The sequence below is a fragment of the Phragmitibacter flavus genome, from assembly GCF_005780165.1.
Classification (GTDB): domain Bacteria; phylum Verrucomicrobiota; class Verrucomicrobiia; order Verrucomicrobiales; family Verrucomicrobiaceae; genus Phragmitibacter; species Phragmitibacter flavus.
In genome coordinates this window covers 24,605-37,908 of record NZ_VAUV01000018.1, presented here as the reverse complement: position 1 = coordinate 37,908, position 13,304 = coordinate 24,605, and the positions used below count along the sequence as shown (strand labels likewise).

13 protein-coding genes, 1 tRNA gene and 1 riboswitch are annotated in these 13,304 nt (G+C 56.4%); of the genes, 10 read left to right on the top strand and 4 right to left on the bottom strand.

Annotated features, from left to right (window positions below; all coding sequences use genetic code 11):
• Positions 1 to 194: 194 nt before the first annotated feature.
• Positions 195 to 662, bottom strand: coding sequence for a hypothetical protein (locus tag FEM03_RS20495; protein WP_138088175.1), 468 nt, complete (start codon positions 660 to 662; stop codon positions 195 to 197).
• A 178-nt stretch (positions 663 to 840) separates the two neighbouring features.
• Positions 841 to 2,808, bottom strand: a complete 1,968-nt coding sequence (gene thiC, locus FEM03_RS20490; RefSeq protein ID WP_138088174.1) for a phosphomethylpyrimidine synthase ThiC — start codon at positions 2,806 to 2,808, stop codon at positions 841 to 843.
• A 95-nt stretch (positions 2,809 to 2,903) separates the two neighbouring features.
• A riboswitch (TPP riboswitch) is annotated at positions 2,904 to 3,016 on the bottom strand.
• A 224-nt stretch (positions 3,017 to 3,240) separates the two neighbouring features.
• Between thiC and FEM03_RS20485 the strand changes: the two genes are divergently transcribed.
• Entirely contained in the window at positions 3,241 to 4,593 is a 1,353-nt protein-coding gene (locus tag FEM03_RS20485) for an outer membrane protein assembly factor BamB family protein (RefSeq protein ID WP_138088173.1), read from the top strand.
• Between the two features lie 231 nt (positions 4,594 to 4,824).
• Positions 4,825 to 6,831 carry a prolyl oligopeptidase family serine peptidase gene (locus FEM03_RS20480; protein WP_138088172.1) on the top strand — a complete coding sequence of 669 codons (2,007 nt, stop codon included), beginning with the start codon at positions 4,825 to 4,827 and terminating at the stop codon, positions 6,829 to 6,831.
• Here FEM03_RS20480 and FEM03_RS20475 read toward each other — a convergent pair whose 3' ends face one another.
• Positions 6,832 to 7,536, bottom strand: coding sequence for a L,D-transpeptidase family protein (locus tag FEM03_RS20475; protein WP_166443031.1), 705 nt, complete (start codon positions 7,534 to 7,536; stop codon positions 6,832 to 6,834).
• Between the two features lie 319 nt (positions 7,537 to 7,855).
• On the opposite strand from FEM03_RS20475, the gene FEM03_RS20470 reads away from it, so the two are divergent.
• The 8 genes from FEM03_RS20470 (at position 7,856) to FEM03_RS20435 (ending at position 12,397) form a co-directional block, all read left to right on the top strand.
• Positions 7,856 to 8,260, top strand: a complete 405-nt coding sequence (locus FEM03_RS20470; RefSeq protein ID WP_138088170.1) for a peptide chain release factor family protein — start codon at positions 7,856 to 7,858, stop codon at positions 8,258 to 8,260.
• Between the two features lie 74 nt (positions 8,261 to 8,334).
• Positions 8,335 to 9,129, top strand: a complete 795-nt coding sequence (locus tag FEM03_RS20465) for a thymidylate synthase (protein WP_138088169.1) — start codon at positions 8,335 to 8,337, stop codon at positions 9,127 to 9,129.
• A gap of 62 nt (positions 9,130 to 9,191) precedes the next feature.
• Positions 9,192 to 10,451, top strand: a complete 1,260-nt coding sequence (locus FEM03_RS20460) for a PQQ-like beta-propeller repeat protein (RefSeq protein WP_138088168.1) — start codon at positions 9,192 to 9,194, stop codon at positions 10,449 to 10,451.
• A gap of 20 nt (positions 10,452 to 10,471) precedes the next feature.
• Complete coding sequence (locus tag FEM03_RS20455) at positions 10,472 to 10,777, top strand: hypothetical protein (protein WP_138088167.1); 306 nt, start codon at positions 10,472 to 10,474, stop codon at positions 10,775 to 10,777.
• A 5-nt stretch (positions 10,778 to 10,782) separates the two neighbouring features.
• Positions 10,783 to 11,361 carry a metallophosphoesterase gene (locus tag FEM03_RS20450; RefSeq protein WP_138088166.1) on the top strand — a complete coding sequence of 193 codons (579 nt, stop codon included), beginning with the start codon at positions 10,783 to 10,785 and terminating at the stop codon, positions 11,359 to 11,361.
• Positions 11,362 to 11,449: 88 nt separating this feature from the next.
• A tRNA-Ser gene (locus FEM03_RS20445) sits at positions 11,450 to 11,534 on the top strand.
• Between the two features lie 135 nt (positions 11,535 to 11,669).
• Positions 11,670 to 11,924, top strand: a complete 255-nt coding sequence (locus FEM03_RS20440) for an antitoxin (RefSeq protein ID WP_138088165.1) — start codon at positions 11,670 to 11,672, stop codon at positions 11,922 to 11,924.
• Positions 11,924 to 12,397 (top strand): PIN domain-containing protein, encoded by a 474-nt coding sequence (locus FEM03_RS20435; RefSeq protein WP_206171092.1) that lies wholly within the window; start codon positions 11,924 to 11,926, stop codon positions 12,395 to 12,397. The genes FEM03_RS20440 and FEM03_RS20435 overlap by 1 nt, the downstream gene beginning before the upstream one ends.
• Positions 12,398 to 12,550: 153 nt before the next feature.
• On the opposite strand, the gene FEM03_RS20430 is transcribed toward FEM03_RS20435, so the two are convergent.
• A complete protein-coding gene (locus FEM03_RS20430; protein WP_138088164.1) occupies positions 12,551 to 13,288 on the bottom strand; it encodes a peroxiredoxin-like family protein in 738 nt (245 codons plus the stop codon).
• Between the last annotated feature and the right edge of the window lie 16 nt (positions 13,289 to 13,304).

Genomic DNA, 13,304 nt, shown 5'->3' with positions numbered 1-13,304 from the left:
CCAGTGCTAGCGCTTTGACAAACTCTTTGCCCTCTCCTGCATCCCTTAGCTGTGAAAATTTAATCCTTGGAGAACGATTGAGACTTTCCGGCCGGTTCGACCTTCGAGTCAACCAGCGGATGATCTTCGTTGCCTTGCTCCGCGCCATGGTTAAAGGTCCTTCAGCGATCTTCATGGATGAGCCAGAAGTCGATCTAATACCCGTTGGGAACAGTATGGTTTTGAAAGTAGTGGGATTCCACGAGACGCCGGATCATGGGCCAGTCTTTGTCACGCTGGGTCTTTTTGGCCTGGACCAGATCAGAAAGGGAAAGAAGGTCGCATGGGGTGCCGTCGGGCAGTTCAATGACGGTGCGTCGTTCCCATAAGGAAGGAAAGTCGTCGACGCCGCGCATGCGGGACATCACGTCGACCCGCATGCCTTGGGCGTCGGGATGCTGACAACGAAAGTGGATGGCGTGGCCGTGATGAAGGTATTGGAGATCGAAAGAGGGAACGGCGACAACGCTGGCCTGTAACGCGGCCAAGGCTTGAAGCAACTTTTCCGCATTGGCTTCGCTGGCGAGGATGGCGAGATCGGTGTCGCGACTAAACTCGGCCGCGCCGTAAAATACGCAGGCCTGGCCGCCCATGAGCAGGCAGCGGACCTGGTGCTCGTGCATCGAAGAAAGGACTTTGAGTATCGGGTTCGGGATCAAGGCTTCCTCCTAAGGCGAGATAGGTTTGCCAGAGACGTTCACTTTCCAGCCAGCGTTGTTCAGGAGTGAGCGAATACCATTCCGCCCATTCCTGGCCAACGAGATCTTCGGCTTGGATCATGGTGATGACTTTATAACTCGATTAGGCAGGTGTGTAAACCTCTGCTCCGCCCTCAACGAATTCCTTGCTTTTCTCTTCCATGCCTCTCGCCAGCGCTTCCTCCTCCGAAATCGCCTGTTCGGCTGCGTATTTGCGGACGTCTTCGGTGATCTTCATGCTGCAAAAATGCGGCCCGCACATGGAGCAGAAGTGGGCAGTTTTGGCGCCGTCTTGGGGGAGGGTTTCGTCGTGGAAGTCTCTAGCGGTGGTGGGGTCGAGGCCTAGGTTGAATTGATCTTCCCAACGGAATTCGAAGCGGGCTTTGCTCAACGCGTTGTCGCGGTATTGGGCACCGGGATGGCCTTTGGCTAAATCGGCGGCGTGGGCGGCGATTTTGTAGGTGATAACGCCGTCTTTGACGTCTTTTTTGTTGGGGAGTCCCAGGTGTTCTTTGGGGGTGACATAGCAAAGCATGGCGCAGCCATACCAACCGATCATGGCGGCACCGATGCCGGAGGTGATGTGGTCGTAGCCGGGTGCGATGTCGGTGGTGAGGGGGCCGAGGGTGTAGAAGGGGGCTTCGTGGCACCATTCGAGCTGTTTGGCCATGTTCTCTTCGATCATGTGCATGGGGACGTGGCCGGGGCCTTCGTTCATGACCTGCACGCCTTTGGCCCAGGCGCGTTTGGTGAGTTCGCCTTGCACTTCGAGTTCGCCAAATTGGGCTTTGTCGTTGGCGTCGGCAATGGAGCCGGGGCGGAGTCCGTCGCCGATGGAGAAGCTGACGTCATACGCGGCCATGATGTCGCAGATGTCGTCCCAGTGGGTGTAGAGGAAATTTTCCTTGTGGTGGGAGAGGCACCATTTGGCCATGATGGAACCGCCGCGGCTGACGATCCCGGTCATGCGGCTGGCGGTGAGGGGGACGAAACGGAGAAGGACGCCGGCGTGGATGGTGAAGTAATCGACGCCTTGTTCGGCTTGTTCGATGAGGGTGTCGCGATAGAGTTCCCAAGTGAGGTCTTCGGCTTTGCCGTTCACTTTTTCGAGAGCTTGATAGATGGGGACGGTGCCGATGGGGACGGGGCTGTTGCGCAGGATCCATTCACGCGTGGCGTGGATGTTTTTGCCGGTGGAAAGGTCCATGACGGTGTCGCCGCCCCATTTGGTGGCCCAGCGCATTTTTTCGACTTCTTCTTCGATGCTGGACGCGACGGCGGAGTTGCCGATGTTGGCGTTGATTTTGACAAGGAAGTTGCGGCCGATGATCATCGGTTCGCACTCAGGGTGGTTGATGTTGAGGGGGATGATGGCGCGGCCTGAGGCGACTTCGTCGCGGACAAATTCAGGGGTGATTTCGTCGGGAATGCGCTGCGGGAAACGTTTGAAGATGCCGGGGGTGTATTCGTTTTGCTGCTGGGCGGAGCCGACATGCTGTTTGTCGAGCTGGTTGCGCAGGATGTCGTCTTTCATGTCCGCGATGCGGGCACGGCCCATGTTTTCGCGGATGGCGATGTATTCCATCTCGGGGGTGATGATGCCTTGCTGGGCATACCAGAGTTGGGTGACGGGATGGCCGGCACTGGCGCGTAGAGGCTGACGGCGTTCGGCGGTGAGGCCGGGGAATTCGATAAACTTGTTGGCGCGTTCGGACTGGGAGGCGAATTCGACGTGTTTCTCGGTGAGGTAACCGTTGTCCTGAGGGAGGACTTTGCGGCCGTCGTAGGGTTGAACATCGTTGCGTTTGAGAATCCAGTCGCGACGCAGGGCAGGGAGGCCTTCGTCGGAGTTGCCTTTGAAATCGGGATCTCCCCACGGACCGGAGCAATCGTAAACGCGGACGGGGGGATTTTCTTCAAGATTGCCGTTGAAGGCTTTGGTGGGGGACTGGGTGATCTCGCGCATGGGAACGCGGATTTCAGGATGCAACTGACCTTCAACATACACCCGACGGCTGTTGGGGAGTTGTTCGCTGGAATGGGGTTCGAAGGATTCGTTGGAGGCAATCATATCGTGAAAGGATAAAGGATAAGGGCTAAAGGATAAATCTCTGAGTCTCTGAAATGAAAAAGCCATGCGGCTGGAGGCGGCATGGCGGTGAATGGACTGAGCGATTCTTTGCTCCCGACGGCGGCATTACCCGCATCCGGTTCAAAGGGTCCTTCGTCTTTCCAGGAACGAAGTCTCAGCCAACCAACGGGCACCCCTGCGATGTAGATGTAGAATAGAGTGTCGGGTTTTATTGGGAGGGAGTCAAGGAAAGGATAAAGGATGAAGGGTAAGGGCTAAAGAATGAGTTGGCTGGTGCGGGAGGGGGATGAACGGATTGGGGCGAAAAGATGCGGTTAAGGCTTGAACAAAGTGGCGGAATCTTGTTTTTTGGTCGTGCGATTTGCGCTGCGGATTGCGTTTAGATTGCTCACCCTTGTGTCTTTTGTTCTTATGAAGTCGTTTTTTCTATCCACTCTTTGCACAGTATCGGTTTCGAGTTTGGTCCTGGCTGGGGCGTCGTTAAGCGCTGCAAACTGGCCGGGTTTCCGGGGGCCGAATCATGATGGATCGAGTCCGGCGACGGGTTTGCCCGAGAAATTTTCGCGCACGGATGGGATCAAATGGGCGGTCGACATGCCGGGGCCTGCGGCTTCGAGTCCGGCGGTTTGGGGGGATTCGATTTTTGTAAGTTCATCGCGTCCAAGCGATCAGAAGCTGCTGGCGATGTGTGTGGATGCCAAAACGGGCGGGATCAAATGGCAGCATGAGGTGACGGATGGTTACAAGCACGATGACCGCAGCAATCTGGCTTCTCCTTCGCCGGCAACGGACGGCAAGCTGGTGTATTTCCTTTATGGGACCAGTGTGCTGGTGGCGTTCGACTTTGAAGGGAAGGAAGTTTGGAAGCGGGACTTGGGCAAGGATTACGGGAACTTTGGGACGCAGTGGACGTATTCGACGAGTCCGGTGCTGGACGGTGACAAGCTGTATATCCAGGTGCTGCAGCGCAATGAGGCGTTTGAGTTCAACGGCATGCAAAAGGGCGATCCGAACGGCAAGAACGAGAGCTACATTTTGGCGCTGGAACCAGCAACGGGCAAAGAGATCTGGCGTCAGGTGCGGGCCAGTGATGCGGTGGCGGAGTCGCTGGAGGCGTTTTCATCGCCGGTGTTTCACACTTTTGAAGGCAAACGTTTGATGCTGATTTCCGGTGGGGACACGATGACGGGTCATGATGCGGAAACGGGCAAGGAGTTGTGGAGATTGAACTCGTGGAACTCGGCCAAGATCGGACATTGGAGACTGGTGCCTTCCCCAGTGGCAGGTGACGGGGTGGTTTTGGCTTGTGCGCCGAAGAAGGAGCCGGTGTTTGGCGTGAAGCTGGATTCGAAGGGCTCGGTGGATCCGCTTTGGACGTCGAATGCGCGTGAGGTGAGCAGTGATGTGAGCACGCCTTCGTTCTACCAGGGGAAATTTTATGTGCTGGACAGTGACCGCAAGACGCTGGCTTGCATTGAGCCGAAAACGGGGGACGTGATCTGGCGCGGGGAGTTCCCGACCCGGACGAAGATTGAAGCATCACCAACGGGTGCGGATGGAAAGATTTATGTGGTGGACCAGCTCGGCAAAGTGTTCGTCGTGAAGGCGGGCGGTAGTGCGATGGAAGTGTTGCTCGAAGCGGATTTCGGCATGGAAGGCGTGACCGGAACGAACAGCGATAACATCGTGCGGGCGGCGATTGTTCCGACCAATGGGATGTTGCTCATTCGTGCGCAGGACCGGTTGTATTGCGTTGGAAAGTGAGGGACGCGGAAGTTGGATTGAATTGGGGTAGCATACGCGTCTCGCGTGTCGTTCTCGGCATCTTGCCGAGAACCCGGACGCGAGGCGCCATGTAGCTCGGACCTCGTGACCGGAACAACAACCGTGCCCACCTGAGTTCTACGCAAGATGTGCAGAACGACACCCCGGATCCGTGTGGGTCCCTAGAATAATCTCGACGCTGGGGTCGTGCATCGCTTGAATGGTGATTGCATGATTTCCTCGATTTTGAATGGTTTGACGGTTGCGATTTTGATGGGTGCCGGGTCGGTGCTGGCTGCGGCGGAGCAACCTTGGCCGCAGGTGTTGCCGCCACCGGCGAAGTCGGCCATTTCAGTGGAACAAAAGGCGGAGCTGGAAAAAGAACTGGCGGGAGTGGTGGCGGCTTTTCAATCGGTGAAAAGACATGCACGGGCGGCGGATGCGGACATTTTTTTGAAGGCGGTGCGCTATGCGATCGACTTCGATGAGTGGTATGACAAGACGCCGGAGGATGGGATGAAAAAGGCGCGCAAATTGCTGGCGGAGGCGTCGACGCGGATTGAGTCGATCAAGAAAAACGAGACACCGTGGTTGGGCAAGCCTGGGCGCACGGTGGTGGGGTTTTATTCGAATATCGATGATTCACCGCAGCCTTATGGCGTGGAGATTCCTGAAGGATTGGAATGGGGTGCTGGCAAGGCGCAAGTGCCAATCTGGATCTGGCTGCATGGTCGCGGCGATACGGCGACGGATTTGCATTTCATTGCGAGCCAGATGAACGGCAAAGCGGGGGAGTTCAAGACGAAGACCGCGATCATTGTGCATCCGTTTGGGCGCTATTGTAACGGATACAAATCGGCGGGGGAGACGGATGTGTTGGAGTGCGGGCGGGATGCGTTGAAGCGGTTCAATGGTGACTTAAACCGGGTGGCCTTGATGGGTTTCAGCATGGGCGGGGCGGGTGCCTGGCACATGGGGGCGCATTTCGCGGATCAGTGGGCGGTGGTGCATGCGGGGGCGGGGTTTGTGGATGTGGAGCGTTATCAAAAGCTGACCCCGGAAAAGATGCCGGTGGCTTATGAAAAGACGTTGTGGGGGACCTATGATGTGCCGAATTATGTGCGGAATTTTTTCAACGTGCCAACGCTGATTGCCTACAGTGGAGAGAAGGACAAACAGCGCGATGCGGCAGAGTATATGAATGAGGTGCTGTCGATGGAGGGCTTCGTTTTGAAGCATCTGATTGGGCCGGGCATGGAGCACAAGTATCATCCGGAAGTGCGCGATCAGATCACGACGATGATTGAAGAAGCGATGGTGAAGGGGCGTGATCCCCTGCCGCAAAAGGTGTGGTTGCAGTCGAGGTCAGCGCGGTATGCGCGGATGCATTGGTTGCAGGTGCTTGAGGTGCTGAAGCCTTGGGAGGAGATGCGGCTGGAAGGTGAGGTGGAGGTGGATTCGGGAATGCTGAAGGTGAGCACGGGCAATGTGCAGTCGTTTGTGATTCGTCCGCCATGGAATACAAAAAGCGCAGGTAGCAGAACGGTTTCGGTAGATGGACAGGAGATGGAGTTTACCGATGAGAGTTTGTTCGGAGAGGGCGGGAGTGGGGTGTATTTTCTGGACAGGGATGAGGATGGTGGGTGGTCACTGCGCGGGAATGATCCGGCAGACGGAGTGGCGCGGAAGGCGGGCGGGACGAGCATTGACGATGCCTTTCGGGGCAGATTTGTCATCGTGTTGCCTGACAAGCCGGGTCGGAGTCCGGCGTTGGATGCGTGGGTGAAAGCCGAGAGCGAACATTTTATCCAGCGCTGGCGCAAGCTGATGCGGGGCGATCCGTTGGTGGTGAAAGCGTCGGAAGTGGGCAGCGATCTTGCGGAACAGGAGAACCTCATTTTATGGGGCGATGATGTTTCGAATGCGTGCATTGCGCAGCGGATGAAACATCTGCCGATGAAGTGGGAGGGCGACCAGTTGATGGTTGGCGGTGCTTCGTTTGAGGCAGCTTCGCATGTGCCGGTGATGATTTATCCGGAGATGTCCAAGCGCGCGGGACCGATGGTGGTGATCAATTCAGGACTGACGTTTCGCGAGGGGCATGATCGCACGAATTCGTTGCAGAATCCGAAGCTGCCGGACTGGGCGGTGTTGAACATCGCGGTTGCTCCGAATGAGTTGCGGGCCGGTGAGGTGAAGGCGGCGGGATTCTTTGATGCTCGCTGGAAGCAGGATTAGTCAGGGGAGTCTCCAACTTTGCCTGAGCTTGTCGTATTCGCTCTGAGGGAGCAGCACGTAGTAGGGCTGCTTGTCCACGCGTAGCCAGCGGATCATTCGTTCCAGATTGCCGACTTCCATGGTGGTGCAACCGGAGCTGGGGCGGTCGGGTCCACGACGGACATGGAAGAAGATGGCGCTGCCGTAACCGGCGGCGATGGGGTTGCTGTTGTGGCGAATTTCGACCAGCCATTTGTAGGCGCTGTCGCCGAGTCGCATGCGTTGCGATTCGAACCAAGGCGGAACGTTGTTGGGGTTGACGCGAACATGCTGGTTGTATTCGCGAAGCTTGGGGTTGTCGACCCAGGCGTCCCAGCGACCGATCTGCAAGTAAGGCCAGGCGGAGCCTTGGGGAAGCTGGGGTTGCTCGCCGTAGATGCGGCCGAGTTCGAAGATGCCGGCGGGAGCTTTGCCGTCGTTTTCCACTTTCCAGGGAATGTCGGGTCGGGTGGGGGTGAAAACGCCCCGGCCCCAGGCCATGCCTTTTCGACCAAGCAAAACCGGCCAGCCACTGTTGTTGGCGACGGCGGGTTGCCATGGGGCATTGGGACCGCTGCGCTCCCAGCAGCGCAGCACGGCACGGTGAGAATCCCATGACGGGGCGGTGGCGGTGATGAGCTGGCGGGCGTTATCAGGGACTTGTGCGAAAGTTTGTAACGCGATCACAGAGAACGTGAAGGCGATGATGATGGATAAAATTTTCGTCCTTATCATGTGATTACAATGGGGGGCCATATCTTAATAAAAGCGCGTAATGACAAAATCGGCGCTACATTTATACTTGGCAGAGCGACATTGATTCGATATTTTTCACTCAAGCGATCCTGTCGAAAGCATTGTCTCTAGGTTTTGGGGGTTTTTTTCCTAGATGTCAATTCGACAGGGTCGCTTTTTTGCGTTCTCGAACCGGGGCAGGGAGGGAAGGGAGTGGATGCGACCGAATATTGAGCCATGATTTTTGCTAGCTTTATGGTAGCTTGGGCGGATGGCTGCTGCCCCTGATGATGACGCCTTGCAGGCGAGGATGACCAAGCTGGGTGTTCGCGAAGAGGACCTTGAGGAGAGTTTTGTGCGCGGAACGGGAGCGGGCGGGCAGAAGATCAACAAAACGTCTTCGACGGTGGTGTTGCGTCATGTGGTTTCGGGCGTGGAAGTGCGGTGTCAGCAGCAGCGGTCGCAGAGCATGAACCGGTTGATTGCCCGTCGGGAATTGTGCGACAAACTGGAACAGCAGCGCGAGGAGGCCCGGCTCGCGAAGCGGGCGGTGGTCGAGAAAAAGCGGCGCGCTAACCGGCCCCGGCCGCGCGGGGTGAAGGAGCGGATTCTGAAGGGCAAGCATATCCGCTCTGAGGTGAAACGGGGGCGATCAAGTCGGGGGCGAGACGAATAATGACAAGTTGAACGTTTTGGCGGGGCTGCTAAGGGTGAGAGGCCGGGCGGCAAGGTTTAATTTTTTGAGATTCTATGCAGGAGTATCATCGATTGTTGCACAAGGTGCTGGAGCACGGGAGTTTCCGCGAAGACCGGACGGGGGTGGGTGCCTACTCGGTGTTTGGTGAGCAGTCGCGATATGATTTGAGCCAGGGGTTTCCGTGTCTGACGACCAAAAAACTGCATCTGCGGTCGATCATTCATGAGCTGTTGTGGTTCTTGAAGGGCGATACCAATGTGGCGTATCTGCGGGAGAACAAGGTGACGATTTGGGATGAATGGGCGGACGAGGAGGGCAATCTGGGACCGGTTTATGGGGAACAGTGGCGGCGCTGGCGCGGGGCGGATGGCAAGGAGCATGATCAGATCGCGGAGGTGGTGGAACGGATCAAGCGGGACCCGCATTCGCGTCGGCATATCGTGAGTGCCTGGAACGTGTCGCGCATCGGGGAGATGGCGCTGCCGCCATGCCATCTCTTGTTTCAATTTTTTGTCGATCGCGGACGGTTGAGTTGTCAGCTTTATCAACGCAGCGCGGATCTGTTTTTGGGGGTGCCGTTCAACATCGCGAGTTATGCGTTGTTGACGATGATGATGGCGCAGGTATGCGACTTGCAGCCCGGTGAGTTTGTCCACACGTTTGGGGATTTGCACCTTTATGCGAACCATTTGGAGCAGGCGAAATTGCAGCTGACCCGGGAGCCCAAGGCTTTGCCGGTGATGCGTATCAATCCCGGGGTGAAGGACATTGATGGGTTCACGTTTGAAGACTTCACGCTGGAGGATTATGATCCGTGGCCGGGCATCAAGGCTCCGATTGCGGTGTGATTGAAAATGTGAAAAGCGTCAGTGAAATTGGACGGTGGCTGCGTTTAAGTGGAATGAACTTTATGCGATGGCATCTTTTGACGGCGGTCGGGGCACTCTTCATGGGGGGCGATGTGGGCGCGGAAGACTGGCCGGAGTTTCGTGGTCCGAGGGCGGACGGGCATTCGCAGGCCGTGGGTTTGCCGGTGGCCTGGGGGCCGTCAAAGAATGTGGTGTGGAAGTCGGAGTTGCCGGGCAAGGCTTGGTCGTCGCCGATTGTGGTGGGTGAGCGGATTTATCTGACCAATGCGGTCACTACTGATGGGGATTCGGCGGCATTGGAAGGGGATGTGTCATTACGGGTGCTGGCCTTGAATGCGTCGGATGGGGCGGTTTTGTGGGACAAGGAAGTGTTCAAGCTGGAGAAACCGCAGGCGTTGGGGATGCATCAAAAAAATAGTTATGCGAGTGCCACCCCGGTGTTTGCCGATGGCAAGATTTTTGCGCATTTCGGTCACTTTGGGACGGTGTGCCTTGATGAGAGTGGCGGGCTTTTGTGGAAGAGCACGGAACTGGCTTATGCGCCGGTTCATGGCAATGGCGGATGCCCGGTGTTGGTGGATGGATTGCTGATTTTTCTTGCGGACGCGGGCAAGGCTCCTTTCATGGCGGCATTGGACGCAGCGACGGGCGAGGTGCGTTGGAAAAAGTCGCGGGTCACGGACGCGAGGAGGACTTTTTCGTTCAGCACGCCGCTGGTGATTGAAGTGGGGGGGCAGAAGCAGGTGGTCTGTCCTGGAAGCAACGGCGTGAGTGCGTTGAATCCTTTGGACGGCAGCGAGATCTGGCGTGTGAACTACGAAGGGTATTCGGTGGTGCCGCGGCCGGTGTTTGGACACGGGATGATTTTCATGAGCACGGGGTATGACCGGGCGAAGGCTTTGGCGATTCGTGTGGATGGCAAAGGGGATGTGACGGATTCGCATGTCGCGTGGGAGATGACGGGCCGCGGCGCGCCGTTGACGCCTTCGATGTTGTTGATTGGCGATGAGGTTTACATGGTGGCCGACAACGGTCTGGTGACCTGTGCGGATGCGATGTCCGGGAAGGTGCATTGGCAGGAGCGTGTGGCTCGGCAGACTTCAGCTTCGCCGCTGTATGCCGATGGGAAAATTTATGTCCAGGACGAGTCAGGCGGCGGTTATGTCTTGGAGGCCGGGAAGAAGTTCAAGCTGCTCGGCACCAATGATCTTGATGATCGGTCGTTGGCGAGTCCGGCCGTGGTGGGGAATCGATTGTTGATCCGCACCCAGCAGGCGCTGTGGTGTTTGGGGGAGAAGTGATTCGATTGAGACCGCCAAGGATGCCTGCTCCTCCAACCGATCCATCATTGCATCGGGCAGGCATGTCGCGGCGTGAGTTGATTCAGAAGTATTGGCTGGCGGTTCCAGGTTTGATGATTGGTGGTGGTGGTGCGTATGGTTATGGGACCTTGGTGGAACGCCATCGGGTGAGGGTGGAAAGGTATGCGCTGGAGCTGGATTTAGGGGCAAATGCGCCTCGCAACTTGCGTGTGGTCGGGCTGACCGATTTCCATTTCGATCCGTTGTTTGAGATCGGATATTTGAAGCACTGTGTGGAAAGGCCAACGCCGTGGAGCCGGATGTGATTTTTATGACGGGCGATTTCATCACCAGCTCGAGCCGACGTGTGGAAGAATTGGGTGAGGTGCTCGGTGGATTGAAATCGAAGTTCGGAGCCTTTGCCTGTTTGGGGAATCACGACATCTGGAACCAGCCTCATCGGGTAAGAGTGGCCTTGGAACGGCACGGGATTCGAGTGCTGACCAACGAGCATTCGCGGGTTCGATGTGCGGATGGGGAGATTGTCGTGGCTGGACTGGACAGTGTTTGGGGTGGCTATCCGAATTGGGCCAAAGCGCGGCGTGGTTTGAAGGGTGATGACCGGGTGTTGATGCTGATGCACGAGCCAGACTATGCGGAAATTCTGACGAAGGACGCTTCCATTGTGCTGCAATGCTCAGGTCACACCCATGGCGGGCAGGTGCGTGTGCCAGGATGGGGTGCGTTGATTTTACCGAGGTATGGGAAGCGTTATCAGGCCGGTCTGTATCGGGTCGGGCCGATGCAGTTGCACGTCAATCGTGGGATCGGCACGGTGGACCAGCACGTGCGATTTTGGTGTCCGCCGGAAATTGCCTGTTTGGAGGTGACGAACATCGGTCGTTTTTGAGAGGAGAGGAAAACCTGTCTCCACCTCACTTATGCTGGACGAGCGGAGGTTTGGGAGTATTGTCTTCCGAATAGTCCCGAAACTATCTGGAGAGGTGGTCGAGTGGTTTATGGCTGCAGTCTTGAAAACTGCCTTAGCGCAAGCTAACGTGGGTTCGAATCCCACCCTCTCCGCTCCTCCAGCCTGAAAGCCCACTCCGCTAGGAAAGTGTTGATTTTCAAGGTGTTGCGCTTCACGAAAGCAAATCTAACGTTGTCGGGTCGGTAGTTCGCGTTGACATCAAATTGATGGAGAAGTAAATTGATGGCATGACGAAGACTCAAATTCAAGTTCCTGAAGAACTTTTTCGAGATCTCAAGGCGTTCGCCAAGAGGCGCGAGTGGTCGCTTGCAGAAACTTTCAGGCGCGGTGCTGAACTACTACTGGAAGTTTACCCTGCTGATATCACGCCCGCGACCAAGGCTTGGCATCCTCCCAAATCAAAAGAGGTGGGCTGGAAAGGGTTGAACGCAGAAGAGTTGCGCGATATTGCCTTTGAGGACGCTGAACCTCGCTGGTCCTGATGATGATTTCCGTGGACGCCAATATACTGCTTTACAGCTACTCGGAAGCCTCGCCGTTTCATGGGCGGGCCAGCCAGTTTTTGGAATCGCTTTCTTCTCGTGAGGATGTAGGGATCAGCGAATTCATCCTGACTGAATTTTACCTGCATTTGCGCAACCCGGCGGTCTTGCAGAAGCCCCTGTCCTCCAAGGAAGCAGCAAGCGTTGTTGACAGCTACCGGCAACACCCCAATTGGAGAATTCTTGGCTTCCCACCCAGAAGCCGTGATCTGCATACCGCGCTATGGCAAATGGCTGCTGGTTCTGATTTTGCCCGTCGTCGCATCTATGGCACGAGAACAGCACTCAGCTTGATTGCGTTCGGTGTCACTGAATTCGCTACGGCGAACCTGAAAGACTTTCAAGGATTCGGGTTCAAAAAGCTCTGGAATCCTTGCGAGCCATCTAGTTTGCCGCAGAAAGGTTCAGATTGAGCGTCATCTCCTTGCGAGTGTTTTAGTGCTGAATTGGGAGTCTTCAACACGCTCCGCCATTCAACAGTTTGTATGGAGGCAGACACGGAATTAGCGCAGGTTCCGAGGTGGCATAGGCTTTCGAACACGCCCTTTGTCGCTAACGTTGATGTGTTAGTCGGCTGATTTGGTTTTGGTCGCACTTTTCATCTTTTGCAGGAAGGTCACGATCTCGCTGGGTTCGGCACGTTTGCGATAGTCGGCATCAAGGAAGGCGTATTGAACCACGCCCGAGGGATCGATGATATAGGTGGCGGCCAGTGGCAGGATGGTATCACCTGCTTCCGTGCCGTTGTATTCGGCCAGGTTGAACTGCGCTTTGTAGCGTGCCGCGACTTCGGGAGTGAGGTTGAAGGCGACCTTGTAACGTTTGGCCACTTCGTGATTCAGATCGGTCAACACGGGAAACTGCAGGGCGCGCTTTTCTATGGTGGTCAATGACTTGTCTGGCAATTCCGGGGTCAGCGCGACCAGTTGTGCTCCCGTTGCCTGGATGTCCGGCAGTGCTTTTTGAAGGGCGGCCAGGGTGAGATTGCAGGCCGGGCACCAGCCACCCCGATACCACACGAGCACGACGGGTCCGTCCTTCAGCAAAGTGGATAGTTGGACGACTTCGCCTTGCGGATTTTTCAGAGAGAAATCGGGGGCTTGATCACCGACCTGGATCGCACCCTGCACGACGCCCGATTCTCTGACGGCCTGGATTCCATCGGCATAGTCCTTTTTGATTCCCTCGTCCGCCGTGGCCGCGAATGCTTTCGAACGTTCCTGCAATTGGGATTCCAGGGTTTGGGCGGTGGCGAGGAAGGGGAGGCTGATTCCAAACAGGGCGAAGAGGTAGGGGAATTTCATGGTGAGAAAATGGGCG

What these genes read in the sequence shown, in the direction of transcription:
- FEM03_RS20495 (WP_138088175.1), bottom strand. Translation starts at nt 662, where the DNA reads ATGCACGAGCACCAGGTCCGCTGCCTGCTCATGGGCGGCCAGGCCTGC.
- thiC (WP_138088174.1), bottom strand. Translation starts at nt 2,808, where the DNA reads ATGATTGCCTCCAACGAATCCTTCGAACCCCATTCCAGCGAACAACTC.
- FEM03_RS20485 (WP_138088173.1), top strand. Translation starts at nt 3,241, where the DNA reads ATGAAGTCGTTTTTTCTATCCACTCTTTGCACAGTATCGGTTTCGAGT.
- FEM03_RS20480 (WP_138088172.1), top strand. Translation starts at nt 4,825, where the DNA reads ATGATTTCCTCGATTTTGAATGGTTTGACGGTTGCGATTTTGATGGGT.
- FEM03_RS20470 (WP_138088170.1), top strand. Translation starts at nt 7,856, where the DNA reads ATGGCTGCTGCCCCTGATGATGACGCCTTGCAGGCGAGGATGACCAAG.
- FEM03_RS20465 (WP_138088169.1), top strand. Translation starts at nt 8,335, where the DNA reads ATGCAGGAGTATCATCGATTGTTGCACAAGGTGCTGGAGCACGGGAGT.
- FEM03_RS20460 (WP_138088168.1), top strand. Translation starts at nt 9,192, where the DNA reads ATGCGATGGCATCTTTTGACGGCGGTCGGGGCACTCTTCATGGGGGGC.
- FEM03_RS20455 (WP_138088167.1), top strand. Translation starts at nt 10,472, where the DNA reads ATGCCTGCTCCTCCAACCGATCCATCATTGCATCGGGCAGGCATGTCG.
- FEM03_RS20450 (WP_138088166.1), top strand. Translation starts at nt 10,783, where the DNA reads ATGACGGGCGATTTCATCACCAGCTCGAGCCGACGTGTGGAAGAATTG.
- FEM03_RS20440 (WP_138088165.1), top strand. Translation starts at nt 11,670, where the DNA reads ATGACGAAGACTCAAATTCAAGTTCCTGAAGAACTTTTTCGAGATCTC.
- FEM03_RS20435 (WP_206171092.1), top strand. Translation starts at nt 11,924, where the DNA reads ATGATGATTTCCGTGGACGCCAATATACTGCTTTACAGCTACTCGGAA.
- FEM03_RS20430 (WP_138088164.1), bottom strand. Translation starts at nt 13,288, where the DNA reads ATGAAATTCCCCTACCTCTTCGCCCTGTTTGGAATCAGCCTCCCCTTC.